General features: G+C 61.2%; 20 protein-coding genes and 2 tRNA genes. 9 read left to right on the top strand and 13 right to left on the bottom strand.

The window, feature by feature from the left end; translation table 11 throughout:
• The first annotated feature begins 13 nt into the window (after positions 1-13).
• A complete protein-coding gene (locus tag ACTG2T_RS15635) occupies positions 14-880 on the top strand; it encodes a helix-turn-helix transcriptional regulator (protein WP_330125099.1) in 867 nt (288 codons plus the stop codon).
• An 80-nt stretch (positions 881-960) separates the two neighbouring features.
• On the opposite strand, the gene ACTG2T_RS15630 is transcribed toward ACTG2T_RS15635, so the two are convergent.
• Both ACTG2T_RS15630 and ACTG2T_RS15625 read right to left on the bottom strand, forming a co-directional pair.
• Entirely contained in the window at positions 961-3063 is a 2103-nt protein-coding gene (locus ACTG2T_RS15630; RefSeq protein WP_330125036.1) for a sensor histidine kinase, read from the bottom strand.
• Between the two features lie 25 nt (positions 3064-3088).
• Positions 3089-4444, bottom strand: coding sequence for a sigma-54-dependent transcriptional regulator (locus ACTG2T_RS15625; protein ID WP_058055711.1), 1356 nt, complete (start codon positions 4442-4444; stop codon positions 3089-3091).
• A gap of 255 nt (positions 4445-4699) precedes the next feature.
• Between ACTG2T_RS15625 and ACTG2T_RS15620 the strand changes: the two genes are divergently transcribed.
• From ACTG2T_RS15620 to ACTG2T_RS15595, 6 genes are all read left to right on the top strand, one after another.
• The gene (locus ACTG2T_RS15620; protein WP_330125035.1) at positions 4700-5542 is read left to right on the top strand and encodes a substrate-binding domain-containing protein; all 843 of its coding nucleotides are present in this window, start codon (positions 4700-4702) and stop codon (positions 5540-5542) included.
• A 64-nt stretch (positions 5543-5606) separates the two neighbouring features.
• On the top strand, positions 5607-6308 hold the full coding sequence (locus ACTG2T_RS15615; protein ID WP_005347674.1) for an ABC transporter permease: 702 nt from the start codon (positions 5607-5609) through the stop codon (positions 6306-6308).
• 34 nt (positions 6309-6342) lie between these two features.
• Entirely contained in the window at positions 6343-7038 is a 696-nt protein-coding gene (locus ACTG2T_RS15610) for an energy-coupling factor ABC transporter ATP-binding protein (protein WP_005362120.1), read from the top strand.
• The gene (gene mobA / locus ACTG2T_RS15605; protein ID WP_330125034.1) at positions 7010-7654 is read left to right on the top strand and encodes a molybdenum cofactor guanylyltransferase MobA; all 645 of its coding nucleotides are present in this window, start codon (positions 7010-7012) and stop codon (positions 7652-7654) included. The genes ACTG2T_RS15610 and mobA overlap by 29 nt, the downstream gene beginning before the upstream one ends.
• On the top strand, positions 7651-9414 hold the full coding sequence (locus tag ACTG2T_RS15600) for a bifunctional molybdopterin-guanine dinucleotide biosynthesis adaptor protein MobB/molybdopterin molybdotransferase MoeA (protein ID WP_330125033.1): 1764 nt from the start codon (positions 7651-7653) through the stop codon (positions 9412-9414). The genes mobA and ACTG2T_RS15600 overlap by 4 nt, the downstream gene beginning before the upstream one ends.
• A gap of 62 nt (positions 9415-9476) precedes the next feature.
• A complete protein-coding gene (locus tag ACTG2T_RS15595; protein ID WP_270804099.1) occupies positions 9477-10535 on the top strand; it encodes an FUSC family protein in 1059 nt (352 codons plus the stop codon).
• A gap of 75 nt (positions 10536-10610) precedes the next feature.
• Here ACTG2T_RS15595 and ACTG2T_RS15590 read toward each other — a convergent pair whose 3' ends face one another.
• The 9 genes from ACTG2T_RS15590 to ACTG2T_RS15550 all read right to left on the bottom strand — a co-directional run bounded on the left by ACTG2T_RS15590 (position 10611) and on the right by ACTG2T_RS15550 (position 17836).
• On the bottom strand, positions 10611-11984 hold the full coding sequence (locus ACTG2T_RS15590; protein ID WP_330125032.1) for an HD-GYP domain-containing protein: 1374 nt from the start codon (positions 11982-11984) through the stop codon (positions 10611-10613).
• Between the two features lie 87 nt (positions 11985-12071).
• A complete protein-coding gene (locus ACTG2T_RS15585; protein ID WP_075114839.1) occupies positions 12072-12626 on the bottom strand; it encodes a DUF3332 domain-containing protein in 555 nt (184 codons plus the stop codon).
• A gap of 161 nt (positions 12627-12787) precedes the next feature.
• Positions 12788-14083 carry a methyl-accepting chemotaxis protein gene (locus tag ACTG2T_RS15580; protein WP_330125031.1) on the bottom strand — a complete coding sequence of 432 codons (1296 nt, stop codon included), beginning with the start codon at positions 14081-14083 and terminating at the stop codon, positions 12788-12790.
• Between the two features lie 179 nt (positions 14084-14262).
• Positions 14263-14745 (bottom strand): GNAT family N-acetyltransferase, encoded by a 483-nt coding sequence (locus ACTG2T_RS15575; RefSeq protein WP_330125030.1) that lies wholly within the window; start codon positions 14743-14745, stop codon positions 14263-14265.
• Between the two features lie 97 nt (positions 14746-14842).
• On the bottom strand, positions 14843-15286 hold the full coding sequence (locus ACTG2T_RS15570) for a DoxX family protein (protein WP_064339660.1): 444 nt from the start codon (positions 15284-15286) through the stop codon (positions 14843-14845).
• A complete protein-coding gene (locus ACTG2T_RS15565; protein WP_330125029.1) occupies positions 15283-16035 on the bottom strand; it encodes a DNA-binding domain-containing protein in 753 nt (250 codons plus the stop codon). Before ACTG2T_RS15565 ends, ACTG2T_RS15570 begins: the two co-directional genes overlap by 4 nt.
• Positions 16028-16876, bottom strand: a complete 849-nt coding sequence (gene bufB, locus ACTG2T_RS15560) for an MNIO family bufferin maturase (RefSeq protein WP_330125028.1) — start codon at positions 16874-16876, stop codon at positions 16028-16030. Before bufB ends, ACTG2T_RS15565 begins: the two co-directional genes overlap by 8 nt.
• 72 nt (positions 16877-16948) lie before the next feature.
• Positions 16949-17212 (bottom strand): BufA1 family periplasmic bufferin-type metallophore, encoded by a 264-nt coding sequence (locus ACTG2T_RS15555; RefSeq protein WP_330125027.1) that lies wholly within the window; start codon positions 17210-17212, stop codon positions 16949-16951.
• Positions 17213-17635: 423 nt separating this feature from the next.
• The gene (locus tag ACTG2T_RS15550; RefSeq protein WP_005334863.1) at positions 17636-17836 is read right to left on the bottom strand and encodes a YbfA family protein; all 201 of its coding nucleotides are present in this window, start codon (positions 17834-17836) and stop codon (positions 17636-17638) included.
• 212 nt (positions 17837-18048) lie between these two features.
• Between ACTG2T_RS15550 and ACTG2T_RS15545 the strand changes: the two genes are divergently transcribed.
• Positions 18049-18342, top strand: coding sequence for a hypothetical protein (locus tag ACTG2T_RS15545; protein WP_005347702.1), 294 nt, complete (start codon positions 18049-18051; stop codon positions 18340-18342).
• A 50-nt stretch (positions 18343-18392) separates the two neighbouring features.
• Here ACTG2T_RS15545 and ACTG2T_RS15540 read toward each other — a convergent pair.
• Both ACTG2T_RS15540 and ACTG2T_RS15535 read right to left on the bottom strand, forming a co-directional pair.
• Positions 18393-18466: transfer RNA gene (locus ACTG2T_RS15540), tRNA-Cys, on the bottom strand.
• A 57-nt stretch (positions 18467-18523) separates the two neighbouring features.
• Positions 18524-18599 (bottom strand) — tRNA-Gly (locus tag ACTG2T_RS15535).
• 249 nt (positions 18600-18848) lie between these two features.
• Here ACTG2T_RS15535 and ACTG2T_RS15530 point away from each other — a divergent pair.
• Positions 18849-22286 carry an ATP-binding protein gene (locus ACTG2T_RS15530; RefSeq protein ID WP_183042136.1) on the top strand — a complete coding sequence of 1146 codons (3438 nt, stop codon included), beginning with the start codon at positions 18849-18851 and terminating at the stop codon, positions 22284-22286.
• Positions 22287-22578 lie beyond the last annotated feature (292 nt).

The following is a 22578-nucleotide window of genomic DNA, read 5'->3' as shown; positions in this document are numbered from 1 at the left end:
CATGAACGAGTTTATGAACGTCAAGCAGGTGGCGGAATACCTCGATCTCAACGAGAAGAAGGTCTACCAGCTCGCCAACGAGGCGCGCATCCCCGCCACCAAGGCGACCGGCAAGTGGCTGTTTCCCCGCTCCCTGCTCGACCGCTGGCTGCTCGGCAGTTGCCACGAGGGGGTGATGAACGACCGGCTGCTGCTGGCAGGCTCGGACGATGTGCTGCTGCACTACGCCAGCAGCCGCTTGGCACAGCAGCTCGGCACCCAGGCACTGGTGGGCTACACCCCGTGCGGCACCCGTCAGGGGCTGGCGATGCTGGCGCGCGGCCATGTGGATCTGTGCGCCATCCACTGGGGGCAGGCCGAGGAGGCCCACCTGCGCCATCCGGCGCTGGTGCAGCAGTATCAGGGCCACCGGCAATGGGTGATCGTTCATGGATTTCGCCGGGTGCAGGGGCTGGTGCTGCGCCAGGGATTGCAACCCAAGGAGGCGAAAGAGGCGCTCGACTGGCGCTGGGCCATGCGTCAGGAGGGGGCTGGCAGCCAGCGCGCCCTGCAGGAGTGGTTGCAAACCCAAGGGGAGTCGCTGACCCGGCTGGAGCGCACCCTCGAGGTCAACAGCGAGCGGGAGCTGGCTGCTGCCATCAGCCGTGGCGATGCGGATGTCGGGCCCGGCGCCCAGAGCACCGCCACCGAGTTTGGCCTCGGCTTTATGCCGCTGTCGCAGGAGTGCTTCGATCTGGTGATGCCGCAGGGGGTCTTCTTTCGCACCCTGCTACAACAGCTGATCGGCTGGGTGCAATCCCCCGAGGGGCGCGAGCTGGCGGCCCGCCTCGGCGGCTATGACCTGACCCAGAGCGGCAAGCTGGTGTGGAGTCCGCAGTAAATAACCACTCACCCACCGACAAAACAGCCCGCCAACCATGTTGACGGGCTGTTTTTATCACGGGCCTTTTTATAACAGCCTCAATCGCTTGTCTCACGCCCCTCTGCATTGAGGGCGATGCGCCACCCTTCCAGTTTCGCGGGCTCGCTGCCGCTGGGCAGCAGGGCGTGGCTGCGCAGCCGCACGGTAAAGCAGCTCCCCTGCCCCGGGGTGGAGTCCACCAAGAGCTCCCCACCCCAGCGACTGATGATGCGGTGGCTCAGGGCCAGCCCCAGCCCGGTGCCGGTAGCGCGGGTGGTGAAGAAGGGGTCGAAGATCTTGTCGATAATGGCCGCCTCGATGCCGCTGCCGTTATCGATCACCCGCACTTCTGCCCCGCGCAGCTGACCCAGTTCATCGAACCAGTCGCGGCTCTCGACCCGGATCTCCCCCTGCTCCCCCAGCGCGTGGCTGGCGTTGACCAAGAGGTTGATCAGCACCTGTAGCAGCTGCTGGCGATCCGCCTCGATGGGCTGCTGGGCCTTGAGGTTGGCCACCAGCTCCACCTGCTGCTGACGCAGGGCGGAGCGCACCAGAGTCAGGCTCTCCTCGATGATGGGGTTGAGGTGCTGCCACACAGGCGCCGTCTCGTAATCGCCGGGGCGAGAGTATTGCAGCAAGCTGCGGGTGATGGCACGAATGCGCTCGATCTGGGCCAGCACCAGCGCCAGCTCCTCGCTGACCGGCTCGGCCGCCTCCCCCAGCTCCAGCTTCATCAGCTCCACATTGCCGAGGATCACCGCCAGGGGGTTGTTGATCTCGTGGGCCACACCTGCGGAGAGCTCGCCAAGGGCCGCCAGCTTCTCGCTGATGAGCAGCTGCTGACGCGCCTCGGTCAGCATATGGATATGATCTTCCAGCTCGGCGGTCTTGAGCTCGAGGCTTTGGGTACGCTCGGCCACCTTCTGCTCCAGCTCGTCGGCGCTGCGAGCCATCTGCTGCTGATGCGCTTCTTGCCTGTCCAGCATGGCGTCGAACTGGCGACCGAGTTGGGCCAGCTCGTGGTCGGGGTCGAGGGCCAGCGGGCCGATTCGAGCGGACTCCCCGGCCTGCACCTGCCGCACCACCTTGTGCATCCGCTCGATGGGGGAGAAGAGATCCCGCGCGCCGCGATAGACCAGCAGGCCGGAGAGCAGCAACAGCAGCACTACGCCGGAACCCAGCTCCACCAGATTGGTGAGGTAGGTGCGGATAATGGGCCACTCGAGAAAGCCCACATAGAGCATGCCGAGCCGCTCGCCCCTGGCTCCCAGCAGCGGCTCGTAACCCGAGACATACCAGGCGTCGTGGACAAAGGCGCGGTCAACCCACATCTCCCCTCGCCCCAGCACCTGTTCGCGCACCGGCGGCGAGACCCGGGTACCCACCGCCCGCCCCACCTGACGGCTGCTGCTGACCGGCACGTTGGTGCTCACCCGCAGATCATCGAGAAACAGGGTGACGGTGCCGACGCTGCCATCCGGCAGGGTGTTTTTGGCAAACACCTGACCCTTGAGCTCATCCACCAGCCGGGTGCTGCCGTTGACAAGCTCGCCCCCCTCCAGCACGGCCCAAAGGGAGCCGTCGCGGCCCATCACAGGGGTCAGTGACAGACTGATCAGCCCCCTGTTCTCCACCACCCTAGTGCCATCCCGCTGCCACAGCACGGCCCGCTTGGCCAGTTGCGGGGAGAGGGCGAGCATCTCCTGCTGCGACCAGACCACAAAGTGGCTGACGCTGCGTCCGGCCGTGAGAGCGGCGCGCTCCTGCGCCGTCAGCTGATCCAGCTCGGGGCCGCGGCGCAAGCGCAGAAAATCGAGACCATAGTTGGCCGCCAGCGGCATCACCCAGTCATGCAGCTGATCCGGCGATTCCCGCAGCCGCAGCTGAAAGGCCCAGGCATCGCGCAGATGCTCGAGATGCTCGGTCTGGCGCTGCTGCTGCACCGTGATGGCGTGGTGGGCCACCCCGAGATCGCTGCGCACCGTGGTGAGCAGGTTCTGCCAGCTGTAGGTGAGGGTCCAGTAGAGGGTGAGCGCAATCATGCCCACCAGGGTGAGCATGATGGGCACCGAAGTAAGCAGCAGCAGGCGCCAGCGCACTTTGGTGCGAACGCAACGGGGCAACAGGGCGCGCATGCAGCGGGAGAGCAGGGTCAGTTTCATCGCCACCCCATCCGATCAGCCTTCCTCATTCGATGGCCCACTCCTTGAATTTGCGATCCAGCGTCTTGCGCGCCACCCCGAGCACCCGGGAGGCGGCCGACTTGTTGCCATCATGGCTGGCCACCACTTGCAGAATGTGGGCTTTTTCCACCTCCGCCAGCGGCCACGCCAGCGGATAGCCCTCCTCGCTCGCGCCCTGTTCGGCAGGCTTGCTGCTCTGCCAGTAATCCGCCGGGGGCTTGCCCAGCAGCAGGCAGCGCTCGATGAGGTTGCGCAGCTCCCGCACGTTGCCGGGCCAGGGATAGGCCTGCATCGCCACCACATCCTCGTGGGTCCAGCTCAAGGAGCCCATCCCCATCTCGGCGGTGAGCTGGCGGGTAAAGTGGTGTACCAGGGCGGGGATATCGTCGATCCGCTCCCGCAGCGGGGCGACCGGCAGCGCCACCACGTTGAGGCGATAGAAGAGATCTTCGCGAAAGCGGCCCGCCTCCACCTCGGCCTTGAGGTTGCGGTTGGTGGCGGCGACGATGCGCACATCCACCGCCAATTCGCGCTCGGCCCCCACCGGGCGGATGGCCTTCTGCTCCAGCGCCCGCAGCAACGAGGCCTGCATGGCTAGCGGCATTTCGCCGATCTCGTCGAGAAACAGGGTGCCCTGATGGGCGACCCGGAACAGGCCGTCGCGCCCCTTGCGGGCGCCGGTAAAGGCCCCCTGCACATGGCCGAACAGCTCGCTTTCCAAAAGCTCCGGCGCGATGGAGGCGCAGTTGAGGGGCACAAAGGCCCCCATCCGGCCGGAGAGTTGATGCAGGGCGCGGGCCACCAGCTCCTTGCCGGTGCCGGACTCCCCCTCCACCAATACGGCGGCGTTGGAGGGCGCCACTCTGGCGATGAGCGTCTTGAGCTCGCGAGTCTTGGCACTGTCGCCAATCAGGGTGGGCGGGAACAGCTTGCTCACCTCCCGGCGCAGCAGCAGGTTCTCCCGCTCCATCTGACGGCGCTCGATGACTCTGTCCACCGCCTGCACCATCTGATCGAGGTTGAAGGGCTTGAGGATAAAGTCGCTGGCGCCGAGGCGCAGCGCCTTGAGGGCGGTCTCCATATCGCCAAAACCGGTCATGAAGATGATGTCGCTGCGGCGGGTGGCCGGGTCGATGGCTTCGTGCCACTCAATGCCGGAGCGCCCCGGCAGCCGGATGTCGGCAATGATAAGGTCAAAGTGAAGGCGGCAGCGCAGGGCTTCCGCCTCCTCCACGCTGGCGGCAGTCTCAATCTGGGCAAAACGCTTGGCCAGCGCCTTGGCCAGAAAGCTGCGCATGCCGGGCTCATCGTCAACGATAAGCAGGGAGAGGGCAGACCAGCGGCTGGGAGGGAGTGTCATGGAAAAAAGTACCTCGGATGCACGTACGGTCGGTGAATGTCCCGATAACCGGAACCTTAGTGGGACATTTTGTCCTTACCGTATCAAAAGCACCAACACCAATTATTAAAAGCGATAACAAGCTCACCTAATTGATTCTAATAAGCTTCTGTTTTTAAACGGCAAACCGTGAATGCACCGGCAAAGGAACAGTTTGGCACCCTGCTTGCTTACTCTTGCCCTCTCCTCAGCCACCCTGAAAAAAGTTGCATCACGATGACGATAAAAACCAGCCTCAAACGTTTTGCCCTCTCCCTCGCCGCCAGCCTGCTGATCGCCGGTGCGGCCCACGCCGAAGCGGATACTAATGCCACAAAAGCGCCGATCCGCCTCGCCACCACCACCAGTACCGAGCAGTCCGGTCTGCTGGGCTGGCTGCTGCCCCAGTTCACCAAGGAGACTGGTTATCCGGTGCAGGTAATGGCGGCCGGTACCGGCCAGAGCCTGAAGATGGGCGAGAATGGCGATGCGGATCTGGTGATGACCCACGCCCCCTCTGCCGAGAAGAAGTTTGTCGACGCAGGCTTTGGCATCGAGCCGGTGCACCTGATGTACAACGACTTCGTTATCGTCGGCCCGGCCAACGACCCGGCGGGTCTGGCCAAATTGCACGACGCGGCCAAGGGGCTGCAGGCCATCAAGGAGCAGGGCCAGACCTTTATCTCCCGCGGTGACGAGTCCGGCACCCACATCAAAGAGAAGGCCCTGTGGCAGGCGGCTGACGTCAAACCCGAGTTTGCCGGTTACAAATCCATCGGCCAGGGGATGGGCCCCACCCTGACCATGGCCTCGGAGCTGGGTGCCTACACCCTGACCGACCGCGGCACCTGGCTCGCCTACCAGAGCAAGCTGGATCTCGCCGTACTGCTGGAGGGTGACAAGCGCCTGTTCAACCCCTATCAGGTGATCCTGGTCAACCCCAAGCGCTACCCGGATCTCAACACCGAAGGGGCCCGCACCCTGAAGAACTGGCTGGTCTCAGAGCATGGCCAGAAGTTGATCGGCGACTTCAAGGTAGCCGGTCAGGCGTTGTTTGTGGCGGATGCCAACGGGAAATAATGGCAACCCTGACCCCTGCGATGACCTTGCTGGCCCTCCCCCGGTTCGCTGAGGGAGGCGCCTGATGCCGACCCTGCTCGACACTACGTTGGCTGCCCTCGCCCTGCTGTTCAGTGGTGACACCGAACTGTGGCAGGTGGTGGGGGTCTCCTTCTCCGTCTCCTGCATCGCCCTGCTGCTGGTGCTGCTGCCCGCCTTGCTGCTGGGCTTTGCCCTGGCCTATCTGCCGCTGCCCGGCCGCTGGCTCTGGCTCTCCTGCATCAATACCCTGCAATCGGTGCCGACCGTGGTGATTGGCCTCTTGCTCTACATGCTGCTGTCGCGGGCCGGCCCCTTTGGCGACTGGAAGCTGCTCTTTACCCAGCAGGCGATGGTGGTGGGGCAGATGCTGATCGCCTTCCCGGTGATCGCCACCATGGCTCACGCGGCGTTTGTCCAGAGTGACCGGCGCGCCTGGGAGACCGCCCTGACCCTGGGGGTCTCCTGGCCCAAGGCGCTGATCGGCCTGATGCACGAGTGCCGCTTTGGCCTGCTGGCCGCCATCATCGGCGCTTTCAGCCGTATCGTCACCGAGGTGGGCTGCTCCATGATGGTGGGGGGCAACATCCTGCACTTTACCCGCAATATCCCCACCGCCATCGCACTGGAGACCCAGAAAGGGGCCTTCACCCAAGGAGTGGCGCTCGGCATCGTGCTGCTCACCCTCGCCCTCTTGCTCAACCTGCTGCTGACGGCGTGTCGCGGCCACAGCTATCTGAAGAACTGACCATGCCCCCACTGCGTATCAACAGGAGTACCCCATGGCTCTGACCGCCCACCAGCTGACGATGCGCTTTGGCGAGCGCCAGCTGTTCGAGATTGACCGGCTCGCCATCGCACCGGGGGATGCCATCTGGCTGCATGGAGCCAACGGGGTGGGCAAGACCACCTTGCTCAAAATCCTGGCAGGGCTGCTGGCCCCCACCCGCGGCCACACCAATCTGCCGGGGCGCTGGCAACAGCGGCTCAACCGGTTGCTCAAGCGGGATCTGGGGCCGGGCCGGGTCACCTATCTGCACCAGACCCCCTATCTGTTCGATCGCACGGTGCACGACAACGTGGCCTGGGCGCTCGATAAACAGCTCGGCAGCGAGATCCGGGTGTTCGAGGCGCTGCGCCGGGTCGAGCTGGAAGGGCTGGCGCGGGAGCACATCAGCATTTTGTCCGGTGGCGAACGGCAACGGCTGGCAATGGCGCGCGCCTGGGCGCTGCAACCGGCCTTTCTGCTGATGGATGAGCCCACCGCCAATCTCGACACACATTCGGTTGCCCTGATGGCCGCATTGGCGCAAGATCTGCGGGAACATGGCAGCGGCCTGGTCGTCATCAGCCACCAGAGCAACGCCCTGACCGACCTGTGCGAGCGGCAATGGACCCTCGCCCGTGGCCAGCTGCAAGAGACGACCCCTTTAAAAATCATCGAGCGACATGACTTCAAAAAGCGACAGCCACTCTGATCCCGTTGCCGTATCAGCAGTGATCCTGGCAGGAGGCCGCGCCACCCGGATGGGGGGCGAAGACAAGGGATGGGTAGCACTGGCGGGACGCCCTCTTATCGACCATGTTTTGGCGCGCCTGCGCCCCCAGGTAGATGAGGTATTGATCAACGCCAACCGCAGTCAGGCCCGCTATCAGGCGCTGGCCCCGGTCATCTGCGATGACAACAACGACTATCTCGGTCCGCTGGCGGGCATGCAGGCAGGTCTTGCTGCCGCCCGTCACGACTGGGTGCTGTTTGTCCCCTGCGATGGCCCCGCCCTGCCGCTGGATCTGATGAGCCGCTTTCGCGCCGCCCTGACCCCGGATACCCAGCTGGTAGTGGCCCACGACGGCGACTGGCTGCAACCCGTGGTGGCCCTGCTGCACAAATCCCTGCTCCCCTCCCTCACCGCCGCACTGGCAGAGGGTGAGCGCAAAATCGATATCTGGTTTGCCCGCCATAATATGGTGGTGGTGAGCTTTGCCGATCAGCCGGATGCCTTTATCAATCTCAATAGCCCTGCCGAGCTGGCCGCCTACGAGGCCCGTCTGCTCGCCACGGCTATCGACCCCCAACAAGGAGTCACCTCATGACCCCGGCCCCCACCCTTCCCCTGCTCGGCTTCGCCGCCTGGAGCGGCACCGGCAAGACCACCTTGCTGGAGCAGTTGATCCCCCTGCTGGTGGATCGCGGCCTGCGCATCGGGGTGCTCAAGCACGCCCACCACGACTTTGATATCGACCAACCGGGCAAAGACAGCTATCGCCTGCGCAAGGCGGGTGCCCAGCAGATGATGGTCGCCTCCCGTCGTCGTCATGCTCGTATCATTGAAACGGAACTGGCCGAAGCCGATTTTCGCCAGCTGCTGGCCAGCTTCGATCAGACAGAGCTCGATCTGCTCTTGGTCGAGGGGTTCAAGCACGAGCACTTCCCGAAAATCGAGCTGCACCGCGCCGAGATTGGCAAGCCGCTGCTCTTCCCCGAAGACAGCGACATCATCGCGCTGGCCAGCGATCAGCACCAACAGAGTGGCGAACAACAGCAGACAAGCCTGCCCCGCCTCGATATCAACGATCTGGCGGCCATTGCCGACTTCGTCTGCCGCTGGCTTGACGGCTGCCAGAGCAAGGAGCCTGAGGCGGGCAAGGGCTTTCTCTCGGTCGAGGCGGCCCGCAATGCCATTCTGGCGGCCCTCACCCCGAGCAACGCCTGCATCGATAAACCGCTGGCCCAGTGCCACGGCGCCGTGCTGGCCGCCGATCTGATAAGCCCCATCAATGTGCCCCCCCATGCCAACTCGGCGATGGATGGCATCGGCCTTCGCAGCGACGATCTCGCCGCCGGTCGCTGGCAACTGGTGGGGGAAGTGCTGGCGGGCCAGCAGCGCCACGAGCCTGTGCTGGCCGGTCAGGCGGTGCAGATCATGACCGGTGCCCCGCTGCCCCCCGGGGTAGATACTGTGGTGATGCGTGAAGAGACGCTGATTGAAGGTAAGTGGGTCACGGTCACCGCCCCAATCCGCGCTGGGCAGAATGTGCGCCTCGCCGGCGAAGACCTCGCCAAGGGCGCGGTCGCCATCCCGGCCGGTACCTGGCTGGGTGCCCCCCAGCTGGGGCTGGCGGCATCACTCGGTCAGGCATCGCTCTGCGTGCGCACCCCGCTGAAAGTGGCGCTGTTCAGTACCGGTGACGAAGTGCAAGCGCCGGGCGAGCAGCTCGCCCCCGGCCACATCTTCGACAGCAACCGCTTCACCCTGATGGCCCTTATCCGCGCCGCCGGTTGCGAGGTGATGGACCTTGGCATCATTCCCGATGACAAGACCATTCTGCGCCAGCAGCTGGAGCAGGCCGCCGCCAGTGCCGACCTGGTGCTGAGTTCGGGTGGGGTCTCGGTGGGCAACGCCGACTTTATCAAGCTGGTGCTGGCGGAGCTGGGCCAGATCGATTTCTGGCGCATCCAGATGCGGCCGGGCCGCCCGCTCGCCTTTGGCAAGCTGGGGCAGACCCCCTTCTTCGGGCTGCCGGGCAATCCGGTGGCAGCGATGATCTGCGTGTTGCAATTTGTCGAGCCCGCCATCGCCCGCTTGCAAGGCAAGCGGTGGCAGCCGCTGCGCCTCTCGGCACTGGCGGACGAGAAGATGAAGAGCCGTCCGGGGCGCACCGAATTTCTTCGCGGCATCTTCCATCAGGACCGTAACGGCCAGCTGCGGGTGCGCACCACAGGGCCACAGGGCTCGGGTATTCTGAGCTCCATGGCCGAGGCCAACTGCCTGATTGAAATCGTACCGGATCAACCCGGGATCGCCATTGGCGAGCGGGTCTGGATCCACCCCCTGCAGGGACGACTGGCCTAAATCCCGACGGGGCGTCGGCCGGATGCACGGCGCCCCGTCACCCACCTGACAGGAGGCAGACCGTGCGTCTTGATGCCCCCCTCTCCCGACTCGATCTGCTGGTCTATGGCCGCTACCGGATCGTCCATGGCCTGCGCATTGCGCTCGCCTTTATGCTCACCTTTCTGCTGACCCGCGAGCTGAAACTGCCGGAAAGCACCTGGCCGCTGATAACCTTGGTGGTGGTGATGGGCCCCATCTCGTTTTGGGGCAATGTGCTCTCCCGCGCCCTGCAGCGGGTGGTGGGTACCATCTTCGGCGCCAGTTGCGGGGTCGTGGCGCTCTATCTCGAGATCTACTCGCTACCGCTTACCCTGATCTGGTGCGGCTGCATCATGTTCCTCTGCGGCTATCTGGCCCTCGGCAAGCGCCCCTATGTGGGGCTGCTGATCGGCATCACCCTGGGGGTCACCATGGGGGCCATGCCGGGGGATATAGAGACGGCGCTGTGGCGCAGTGCCGACGTGATACTGGGCTCCCTGCTGGCGCTGCTCTTTTGCAGCATCTATCCCCAGCGGGCCTATAGCCACTGGCGCCTGCAGTTGCACCAGATCCTGCAGCAGTCGGGGCGGCTCTATCACACTCACCTCTCCCCCAATGTGCTGGAGCGCCCGCGCCTCAAGCACAATCTCTCCCAGCTGTTGGCACAGACCGGCAAACTGCGGGCCCTGCTGGCCCCCGCGGCCAAGGAAACACGCCACAGCGTCGCCCTGTTTGATGCGGTGCAGGTTACCATGCGCAACACCCTCTGCACTCTTGAGATGCTGGCCAACACCTACTGGAACGATCGGGAGAGCCACTTCCTGATGCAGAGTACGGCTGCGCTGCAAGCCTGCCATCTGGCCACCGAAGAGGCGATCAACCAGCTTGCCCTGATGATGCAAACCGGCGACGGTCGTGGCGCAGATGCCGCCATCGCCCGCCTGCACGAGGTGGCGACCCAGGCATCGCTCCCGCCCAATACCGAGGCCGCCATCAATGGTTACCTCTGGCTCAACGTGCAGCTGACCGAACAGCTCACCCACCTGCGCCGCCTGCTGGGGCTGATCCTCACCCCGCCCCATCGCAAGCAGCCCGACTAGACACAATGCAAAACGCCCCGCTGTTGCGGGGCGTTTTGCTGTCTGACTGGCCGCTTGGGCCGTTGATCAGCAACTCTAACTGGCATTGGCCAGCGGCTGCTCGGTGGTGAGGTAGAGGGAGAAATCCTGAATACCCGCCTGCAGGGCGGCAAAACAGTCGGGGTCTATCGCAGTGCCCAGATTCTCCGCCATCATCTCCAGCGCCTGCGGCACAGGGATGGCGCCGCGATAGGGGCGCTTGGCGGTGATGGCATCGAAGATGTCGGCTGTGGTGATGATGCGCGTCTCAAGGGTAATCTCGTCCCCTTTCAGCCCCTTGGGGTAGCCCTTGCCATCGAGCCGCTCATGGTGGGCGCCCGCCACTTGCGCCAGCTCCTCGAAGGCGCCGATGCGGCTCAGGATCTCCTCGGTGTAGGCGGCATGCATCTGCACCGCCGCCCACTCCTGCGCATCGAGCTTGCCCGGCTTGTCGAGAATGGCGTTGCTCACCCCGAGCTTGCCCACATCATGGAGCAAGGCGCCCCGCTTGAGCCAGCGTCGACGCGACTCGGACAACCCCATCTGGGTGGCAAGAATGTCGGTATAGAGCGCAACCCTGCCGCTGTGACCCGCGGTGTAGGGACTTTTGGAGTCCACCACCTGCCCGAAGGCCGCCGCGATTTCGTCCAGATAATCTTCATCCAGCGCTACCTCCCCTTGCCCGGCCGGGTGGACCAGCACCCACTCGGTCAGTCGGGGATCGGCCAGTCCTTGCCAGAACTCTTCGTCGGCCAGCGCTTCAAATTCCCGAACCAGTGCCGGATCAAACCAGCTGCCGCTGCGCTCGCGCAGCTCCTTGAGCGCCGCATCCGGGCCTGCGGCTGCGTGAAACACATCCACCACCTGACAGAGCAGGGCAATGCGCGAGAAGAGCGGGATCGCCTCGCCAGCCAGTTGCAGGGGCCGACCTTTGCCATTCCAGTGCTCATCGAGGGAGAGGATGCCATCGGCCACCTCGTCACTGAAACGCAACTGGCGAGCGATATCCGCACCCCGATGACAGCGGGTCTGGATCAGTTCGTTGGCAATCTGGTCGCCGTTGCGAAAGATATGAAACAGGCTGCGAAAACGTCCCAGCAGATCCGCCTGCAAGCCGGTGTGGCCCAGCACAAAGTTGACTACCTCGGAGAGGGAGCCATCCACCAGTTTGAAATCGCGTTTGAAGTGAAGATCGTCGGTGAGATAGAGCTCGCAGATACGGGCAGCATTGCTGCTGCACCCAAGATCCTTAAGCAGGAGCGTGTAGTAGAGATCATGGCGCAGCCGGGCGTCCAGTCCCAGCCGCGCCCCCAGACGGGAACCTATCCAGCAGCAGCGAATGCAGTGTCCTCTTGGTTGCCCCTCGGTCATATCGAGTGCATGACTGAGGGAACCAATCAACTCCGCCAATCGCAATCCATTCACCGTCATAGTCTACTCCCTTAGACATCATGGCGATTTTGCCAGCAGATTAGGTATACCCCATCTGAAGCTGGATCGATCTGGATTCAGTTGAATTTAGGCAGCAGCCTTGCCCTGATTAGCCCGCTCTTCCAGCTCCGCACGGCTCAGGGTAGAGACAAAGCGGCCATCGAAGTAGATATCCATCAGCTCGCCACGCTTCTCGCCACGCATCATACTGCGGCGACCATCCAGATAGTGCACTTCCATCTGGGCGGTATGCTCGTCCGGATAGCTGATCTCCACCTCGCGCACCCCTTGTGGCAACATGGCCAGCGGCACCGTCTTGAGGGCCGGATCCAGATGCTGGTTCACCTTGATCACCGGATCGGCCTTCATGTCCACCACAGCCGGAGATTTGCCGGTGATGGGGTTCTTGCCAGACCAGAACTCGATGGTATTGAAGACGAACAGGTCAGCGGTCGCGGCCAGACCGTAGACAGGGGAGAGCAGCATAAAGACCCCGGCACGAGCGTAGCGGTTATCCACCACGCTCAAGTTGCCCTTGGTGACCATGCCGGAAAGCCCCATCTGCCCCATACAGCCGCCCAGACCCATGCTCGCGACCATAACCAGCAGGGCCATTGCCCGCCCCTTCTGTTGTAATGCCATCGTGTTCTGTTCCTGCTCTGAAATAAATGAGGCGGCAAGCCTAATCAAGGGGCCAGAAGAGGACAATTCACAATGGCGGGACGATACAGGAGGGGTTCAGATTGGGGCACTGACTGCTCAAATATGAGTCAATGCCCCGGCATGACAGGAAGTCAGGGGGTTCAGATGGCCAGATCAGAGACGGTGCTGGAGACGTTGTTCGCCTCCCGGCGGATGTCGCTCATCACCTCATTCACCTCGCCCACCTGCTGCTTGCCAAGCTCGGCGCTGCTGGCGACGTCGGACATCTCGGAGGTGACCTTGGCGGTCAGCTCCCGGTTGTTCTGTACCACCTTGGCAATCTCGTCGGTAGAGAGAGACGTGCGGGCCGCCAGCTGGCGAACCTCGTCGGCCACCACCGCAAACCCACGACCCTGATCCCCCGCCCGCGCCGCCTCAATGGCTGCGTTAAGGGCCAGCAGATTGGTCTGGTCGGCGATGCTGCTGATGGTGGAGACGATCGCCTCGATACTGCGCGACTGCTCGTTGAGCTGATTGATAAGACCGATGCTGTGAGTCAACTGGCTGGCAATCAGGCTGGAGGTATCGACCACCGAGGAGAGCAGACCCGCGCCACGCTCGGCGCAGTTCAGGGTCTCCTGCGCCGCATCGTGGGCCAACATGGCCGCTTCCCGTACCGCATCGCTCTTGTTGATCCGCTCGGTAATATCGCTAGCGAACTTGATCACCTTCACCACCTTGCGATGCTCATCAAAGATCGGGTTATAGGTCGCCTCCAGCCACACCTTGCTACCGTGACTGTTCTGACGACAAAAGAGACCGGACTTGAACTGACCACGGCCCAGCTCATCCCAGAAGTGAGGCTGGTCTCGATAGAACTGATCGTCGCAAAAGATACGGTGATGCTTGCCCTGCACCTGAGCCAGGGTATAGCCCATGGTATGGAGGAAATTGCCGTTGGCAGCAATCACCTCCCCGCCGGGGGTGAACTCGATGACCGCCAGCGACCGATCCAGCGCCGTCACCACCGCCTGCTGGCTGAGCAGTTGCAGGTGGTGCTCGGTAATATCGGCCGCGATCTTGATCACCTTGGTCACCACGCCCCGCAACTTGACCGGAAAATAGGTCGCTTCCAGCCAGATCGCCTCGCCCCGTTTGTTGAAGCGCTGGAACACCCCGGTACGGGAGCGCCCCTGCTTCAGGTCCGCCCAAAACTGCTGATAGTCGCTGCTCTGGGCATAGAGCTTGTCGCAAAAGATACGGTGATGCTGGCCGATAACCTCGGGCGCACTGAAGCCCACCACGTTGAGAAAGAGATCATTGGCGGCCAGCACAGTGCCATCCGGCGTAAAGGTGATGGTCGCCACGCTACCGTGCACTGCGTCAAAAAATCCCTGCTGTTCCAGAAGTTGATCCTGGCACTGCTGCAACTCGGCTTTCAGTTTGCTATTGAACATCGAAACGTATCCTCCAGACTGGCACCCACCATGGCCAAACCACGCTGTGGATCAATAAGATAATGGTGGCGTGCTCCATCAGCATAGTTGGCGGCGTTGCCGCGATCCCATCTGACGCCATATTTATTGCTGTAAATCAAATTCACCGACCAAGCACCACTCATGCAGAGCTGCAACCCTTATTCCACCGCCGGTTGCCACTCCAGATAGGCCGGATTGGCGACAAAGCCGATCCGCTCATAGAGGGGGCGCCCCTGCTCGCTGGCATGGAGCCACACCTTGCCCAGCTGACGCGCTCTGGCGAAGGCCGTTATGGCATCGAGCAGCGCCGTGGCGATCCCCTGCTGGCGCCATTGTGGCCGCGTATACATGTTGAGCAGATACCCCTCCATCCCCGCCAGATTGCCGGGATAGGGTGGCCGTTCAAACAATGCCAGCGTCCCTGCTGCCACGATCTGTTTGCAGCCCTCCTGCGTATCGGCCTCAGCCAGCCAGGATAAAGCACTCTCTTCACTCATCGCCCGGGTGAAATAGTCAAGGGTGGCCTGCCACAAGGCCGAGTCTGCCTGCGGCGTCACCAGCTCACCGACCTCACAAAACAGCTCCATGCGCAGCGCCACCATTGCGGGAATATCTGCGGCCCTTGCCTGACGAATAATCATTGGCTGCTCCTTTTCTCTCATGGGAAATTTCGCCGGCCGTCATTATGACAAAGAGCGCCTTGTGGCGCTCTTTGTCATTGGGGAAAACACTGATAAATCAATGGTTACGACGTGTCAGCCAATAATCCAAGCTCAGCACACCGCCGCCCCAGATGATCAGGGTCAGCAGCATCCAGCCCCACAGCTGGTGATCGTAAAAGCCGCCCGCCCAGAGGGTCGGGTAGGAGATCACCGCCATGATATTGAAGCCAAACAGCAGCAAGGCGGCCGGGCGAGTAAAAAGCCCCGCCAGCAGGAAAAGCGGCAACAGCAGCTCGGTCGCCGTACCCAGATAAGCAGCCCACAACCAGGGCAGCAGGGGCACCTGATACTCGGATTCAAACAGATAGAGGGTGGAATCCCACGCCGTCAGCTTGAGCCAGCCTGAAGTGATAAAAACCGACGCGACCCACAGCCGCGCCAGCAACAGCACACCAGCGCTGCTCCAGCGCGGCAAATCACCACTTGAGCTGGCCAGCGCCAGCCATTTGTTTGCCATCATGGCATTACCTCCATATCCACCAGCAGACCAAGGGTTATCAGGCGAGTGAGATGTTCACTGGCCGCAGGGTCGACCGCCAGCAGATCGACCAGCGCCGTACCAACGAGACAACCCTGTAGCAGCGCCCACTCACCCGCCGTCAGGGGCAAGGGGGCAACCCGGCAATCCGGCTGTTTCTTCAATGCCAGCCAGACGGGGGCATCAAGCACCTCCACCGCTTCACCACAGTGCAGCGCCATCTGCCACAGGGCCAGCACCGGATAATCGCTGGCAACCAGCAGCAGATCCGTGGCTGGCAAGAGTCGCAGCCGCTCCCATTGTTGCGGCGATAATGCGGCCAGACGCTCGGCTGGCCAGCTGCGTGATTCCAGCGGCAGCAGACTGGCACGCTCAAGCTGCCATTCGAACTGAGCCAGCTCCTCCAGCCAGGGCAGTCCGGTTGTAGTTGGCAAGCGGGCCAACCATTGGCCAAATCCGGCGCCATAGTGCATGACGCTCCCTTCCCTGAGCGGCTCGGCCAATACGAAACCACGTGCCGTCGCTGCAAAAAAGTCATCCCCGACCATAGCCTTGACGGCGGGATAACTGCTCGCCAGCACCTCGCCAAGGCTCAGGATGAAGTGGTTGCGATAGACCTGCAGCACAGATTCGGCAGAAAAGAGCCGGGAGCTGATGTGAGGGGAAATGGCGTCAGGCGCCCCCAGCAGACCCTCGGCAAAATGCTGTTGCAGCTGTGTCAGTTCAGCCATGGGCCACCTCCCGTGGTGCACTCATGGCACGCGCCTCATCCAGAATGGCACTGGCCTGCGCCGCCTCTGCCAGCAAGACCGGCAGCAGCGGGATCTCGAGGTCCCACTCAATCAGGGTGGGAATGGCCTGCTTGCGGCAGATCTGGCGATAGAGTTCCCAGACCGGCGCCACCACAGGGGCGCTGTGGGTATCGATATAGAGGGAGCCTTCCGGCAGCTGCTTCTCGGTATAACCGGCCAGATGGATCTCCCCGACGGTGGCGAGATCGATCGCCGCCAGATACTCATCGCAAGAGAAACCGTGATTGAAGGCACTGACATAGAGATTGTTGAGGTCGAGCAGGATGCCGCACTCGCTGCGCTGCTGCAGCTCGGCCAGAAATTCCCACTCGCTCATCTCCCCAGGCAGTTGCAGATAGGAGGAGGGATTTTCAATCAGCATGCGGCAACCCAGAGTCTGTTGTACCTGCTGGATCTTGTCGCTCATGTTGCGTAGAGAGGCGCGAGTATAGGGCACCGGTAGCAGATCGTTGAAATAACGCCCGCCAATGCTGCCCCAGCTGAGATGTTCGGAGATCCGTATCGGTTTGATCGCCGCGGCCAGTGTCGACAACTGCTGCAGATGGTGCGGATCGAGCGAGTCGGCAGAACCGAGGGACATGCCAACGCCGTGAAGACTGACGGGGTAGTGCTGCGCCAGTTCGGCGAGCACCTGAAAACCGTGACTGTGCCGTTCGAAGTAATTTTCACTGTGCACCTCCAGCCAACCGACTGCCGGCAGGGTTTGCCGGATCTCGTCGTAATGGGGAGAGCGTAATCCGATACCAATCAAAGGGTTCATCGCAAGACTCACTTTCACCAATCAGAGAAGATGCAGGGGGCGGCCCGTTGGCTATCCCCTGCCCGATGTCTCTTACTTGGGTTGCAGCGAACCGCCGACCAGCTTCTCGCACAGCCCTTTGGGCATCACCACAAAGGCATCACCCTGAGCATCTTCCTTGGAAGTACCGGCGCAGGAGCTGCTCTTGGTCGCACAGTCATTTTTGCTGGCCTTGACCACGCCGTAGCACTTCTCCTTTTCATCGGCAGCCATTGCTGGTGCCGCGATAAATTGGGCGCCCAGCGCCAGCAAACCGGTCATGGCGGAAGCGATAGCAGTGCTTTTTTTAACATTCATGTTCATGTTCCTTTTGATGTCGTTGGATGTTGCTGATATCCCCGATTTGTCGCAACCGGGTACCTGCAATAGAACCGGCAAATGGGATATTCCCTTGCAAAAAAAACACAAAAAGAGTTAAAAAACCCAAAGAAAAGCACTCAATCAATTGATTTTAAACAGCTATTTCATCGTTGAGAATTTCTCGACGACCACCCATTAATGAACGAGAAAAGTGCCATATGGTGCTTTCACCCCGTTAATCTTCTTCACTGCTTCCATCAAAAGAGATGCGTCAGACATAAAAAATCCCCGCCAACAGGCAGGGCTGGATGCAACTTGCAAGAAACAAAAAACAAACAAATGGGGGCCAGGAGTTGCGGCAAGCAGATAAAAAAAGAGACAGCTTTGGCTGTCTCTTTTTGCACATGGTGCGAATGGGGTTTAGTAGAAGATCCGCTCGCCACGCTCGCTCATTTTGAGCCACACCGGTTTGGTGCTGGTTTTGTTCCAGATCCGGTGCAGATAGCTGTAGAAGCGAGCACGATCGCTGCGAAACAGCATCACGGGGAAAGCCAGAATGCCCACCAGCAATACATAAATGCGACGAAGAATAATCTGAGTCAGGGAAAAGGGATGAAACATGATGTAACTCCTTACTGGTAAGACCACTGAGCAAAGATTACCCCACTCCATGTAGGATTACTACATCACCAACGCATTTTTTTATAAAAAAATGGTGAAAAACGGGAAACACTGAAAACGGGTTACGTCATTAACCTACAGTTAACAAACTTGCGAAAATCGTGCGCTTTGCCACAGTTATCAGGGGAAAAACATGCAGTAGGGAGACACGCATGAAACTGCCGGAAGTGGCACTGCTGGTGCTGATGGTTGCCCTGACACGGGCACAACTGGAGGAGTGGCAACTGAATCGGGAAGATGCCATCGTGCTGGCCGAACGGGGTGTGCCCACCGTCAGCCTGTGGCAATGCGGCACACTGAAGCAACGGATTGCGGATCTCAACCAGCACAGTGCCGAGGTGCAGTTTCAATATCGGGGGCAAAACATGGCGGATGTGAGCCACTATCTCGAGCGCGAGTGGAAACAGGCTGGCTGCGAGCAGTTACTGGTACAGCAAGGATACTGACCAAGCTTCACGGCTCGAAGAGTGATAAATCAGGGAAAAGAGAGATAATATGGAGGCACGTTCCGGAGTCGAACCGGACTAAACGGATTTGCAATCCGCTGCATAACCGCTTTGCTAACGCGCCATGCTGACAAGACTGATTGTCTTGAAAGTGAGCTCCATCGTTGGTGCGATGGAAAATTGGAGCGGGAAACGAGACTCGAACTCGCGACCCCGACCTTGGCAAGGTCGTGCTCTACCAACTGAGCTATTCCCGCGTTACTGCTTTCGTGCCAGTTGCCTGACAACGAGGCGCATTATACGTACCACGAGCGCCAGCACAACCCCTTTTTCGCAATTTAAGCCCTGATGCAGACTGTTTGCTCAGGGTTTAAACGCCTTGCTGCATTTTTCTCCAGCTAGCTGTGACCCACCAAGCGAATTTGGGATAAAGTCGTTGAAATGATTACGCTTTCGTTCGAGACTTGAGCGGCTTAATAACCGGATTCTCAATTGAAAATCACAAGATGAAATGGATCTTCACGCTTCGTGGGCTCAGGCCGCAGTTAATGCTGGCTTTTTTCATGTTGGGCATGGTGCCCTTTTTGGTCATCACCCTCTTCTTCCTATACAGCCACGGCAAGGATCTCACCACCCAGACCTCCAACCATCTGGTCTCCGTTCGTAATATCAAGAAGAGTCAGCTCGAGGATTACTTCAACAACCTCAAAGAGCAGATCATCAACTTCTCCCAGCAGGATTTTGCCGGCAACAGTATCGGCCGTTTCTATGGCTTTACCGGCGCCTTCGAGAAATTGGGCACCACACCGCAGGAGGCCCGCAGCCGCGCTCAAGCCCGCTATCTGCCCGGCTCCTGGGATCAACTGCGCAAACCGGACAGTCAGGTGGAGATCGAACCCTCCATCACGGCGCTGATCCTCGCCGACGAGATGTATGGCCGGGTGCACCAGCGCTTTCATCGCGGCTATGCCGACATGGTGCGCAAGTCCAACTACAGCGACATCTTTCTGGTGGACCTCAACGGTGATGTGGTCTATTCGGTCACCAAGCACCCTAACTTTGCCACCAATCTGCTCTCAGGACCTTATCAGGGCAGTGGCTTGGGCCAGACCTTCGCCAAGATCAAACGCCGTCTTGATGGCGGCCAGAAGCCGCAGCAGATCTTCGAATTCACCGATTTTGGCCGCAACGAGCTGACCGGGCAGGTGGTCGCCTACATGGCGGCGCCCGTGATGCAGTACGACTATGTGCGCGGGGTGGTGATTTTCGAGCTGTTGCCGGACAAGCTCAACCAGATCATGGCGGAGCGGGAGGGGCTGGGCGAGACCGGCGAGACCATCCTGATCGGCCCTGACAAGCGGATGCGCGCCGATGCCTGGCTGGCGCCGGAGTTCAGCGTCGAGAACAGCTTCAGCCCCAACTTCCGGCCGCTGCAAACCCCCCTCATCACCAAGACGCTCTCCGGCGAGCAGGGCGTCGGGCTGTTCCACTCCTATCAGGATGACGAGGTACTGGCCGCCTACACCCAGGTGAAGGTGTTCGATACCGAGTGGGCCTTTATCGCCGAGATCTCCACCCGGGAAGCCTATGCCCCGATCCGCCAGCTGGAAACTCTGGTAATTGTGCTGGGCGCGGGTTCGGTACTGCTGCTGATCCTCTTCTCCCGCTGGCTCTCCCACTCCATCACGGCGCCGCTGCGCTCCCTGACCGAAGCGGCCGAGCAGGTGGCCGACGGCGCGCTGGATCACCCCATCGCCATCGAGCGCACCGGCGATGATATCGACCGGCTGGCCGAGGCGTTTCGCCATATGCAGCGTTCGGTGAAGGACAAGATCGAACTGATCGAGCAGCAGACCCAGGAGCTGCAACAGCAGGTCAAGCTGACCCACAAGCAGAACCTCAGCCTGCAGCAGGCGGACAAGCTCAAGGATGAACTGCTGGCCAACACCTCCCACGAGCTGCGCACCCCTATTCACGGTATCAAGGGGATGGCCGAGTCGATGCTCGCCAGCCAGCAGGATTTGACCGAAGGGCAGCAAAAGCAGCTCGGCCTCATCATCAAGAGCGCCGATGGCCTGGCCCGTCTGGTAGATGATCTGCTGGACTACCATCAGATGCGCTACGGCCAGCTGGAGATCCACTCCCAACCCGTCTCATCAAAAGGGGTGATCCGGCTGGTACTGGATCTCTGCCAGCATCTGGTGCAGGCCAAACCCCTCACTCTGGTGGATATCAGCCCGGCCGAACTGCCGCCGGTGCTGGCCGACGAGCAGCGGCTCGAACAGGTGCTCTACAACCTGGTGGGCAATGCCATCAAGTACACGCCGCAGGGCAAGGTGGTGCTCAGTGCCATCGTCGAGAACAACTTCCTGCGCATCAAGGTCACCGACACCGGCATCGGCATCGCCCCCGATCATCTGGAGCATATCTTCGAGCCGCTTGTGCAGATGAGCCCGGAGGTAAGCAAGCAGGGGGCCGGCCTTGGCCTCTCCATCACCCGCCAGCTGGTGCACCTGATGGGGGGCGAGCTGTTTGTCGAGAGCGAGCCGAGCGTCGGCTCTACCTTCGCCTTTACCCTGCCCCTTGCCACCGGCAAAGCGGCCAATCTGACTCTCGACAGCCGCCAGATCGAGCATCAGCTGGTGCGCCAGCAACCGCTGATCCTGCCGGACTGGGAGAGCGACGATCTGCCCCCTCCCCCCGAGGATGCTCCGCTCATTCTGGTGGTGGATGACGAGCCCATCAACCTGCACATCCTGCGCCATCTGCTGCAGCCCTGCGGCTACCGCATCCTGCCCAGCAGTGACGGCCACGATGCGCTGGCCAAGCTGGCCGAGGAGCAGGTGGACCTCATCCTGCTCGATGTGATGATGCCGACCCTCTCCGGTTTTGACGTCTGCCGCCGCCTGCGCCAGCAACACCCAAAAGATATGCTGCCGGTGCTGCTGCTCACCGCCCTCAACCAGCCCAAGGATATCGAGGAGGGCTTCGGGGCCGGAGCCAACGACTATCTGGTCAAACCCTTCTGCAAGGAGGAGCTGTTTGCCCGGGTCAAGGCACTGCTGGAAGCCAAAGCCGGACGCGCCTCGCTGGTAGAGAACCGGCTATTGAAGCAGGAGATCGAACATCGCCTCACCCTGCAGGATCGACTGCATCAGGATCAGCAGCGCCTGCTGGCCCTGCTCGGCGAAGGGGCCGACCCCATGATCTTTATCGACGAGCAGGGCACAGTGCTGTTTGCCTCCCGGGTGATGGCACGCCTGCTGGGGCAGGAGCCGGAAGCCATGGAGGGGCAGCCCCTCAATGAGTGGCTCGCCACCCCGCTGCAACAGCAGTGGCCCGACCTTGCCAGCGAGCGGGAACACAATCTGGAGTTTCTGGTGGCCGGGCAAAAAGATGTGCTCAACGCCCGTGCCCTGCCCATCGCGCTCGGAGGACAGGCCGCTTTCGCCCTCACTCTGAGTACCGAGCTGCGTCAGGATGAGAACCGGGTAATGGCGCTGGAGAACGCCCTCAAGAACCTCTCGCGGCAAGCCATCATCGAAGATGAACAGCTGCTGGGCGAGCTGAGCCGCCTGGGTGGCGAGTTCCGTTCGCTGGCCGACGACCTTATTCGCCAGCAGGATGACGAGCCGCTGCGCCGTGCGCTGGTAGAGACCATGCAGCTCACCCTGGATGCCTGGCAGCAGGGGACCGGCAAGGGCAAAATCGTGCTGGCGGAGAAGAGCAAGCTGTGGCGGGTCTATATGGACAGATCCAGCCCGCAGACCCGTACCCTCGACAAATACCTGAGTCTGGACACCCTGCCCAAGTCGCCACGCTGGAAGACAGTGGTGGCCACCACCGAGTATGTGCTGGGCCACTGCCCGCTCAATGACCACCAGCGCCAGCAGTTGCAGCACAGCGCCCAGACCCTGCGTCAACTCGCCAACCGCAAGCCGTGACACGGCGCCCTAAACGGGCGCCGGATCACAATTGGCAATCTGGTTTCTTTTTATGCAAAACAAAGCCCCGCCCGACCCCGAAACCGAGAGCAGATCCAATTCACAAATTTGTCATATACGCCATTTTCACAGCCACTTTTTACGCGAGAGCAAATAACGCAAATCAATGATTTTAAACAGATAAAAAAGCATTTTGACGAGATTGACGTAACACCGTCAATTTTTACGAAAACAACGAAATCAATAGTTGTTGTTTTCCTGTTAATTCTGGTTTGCTTAGGGCGTTGGAAAA

The sequence above is a fragment of the Aeromonas sp. 75A genome (assembly GCF_051919425.1).
Classification (GTDB): Bacteria; Pseudomonadota; Gammaproteobacteria; order Enterobacterales; family Aeromonadaceae; genus Aeromonas; species Aeromonas veronii.
The sequence above is the reverse complement of the archived record's forward strand: the minus strand, read 5'-3'. Positions and strand labels throughout refer to the sequence as shown.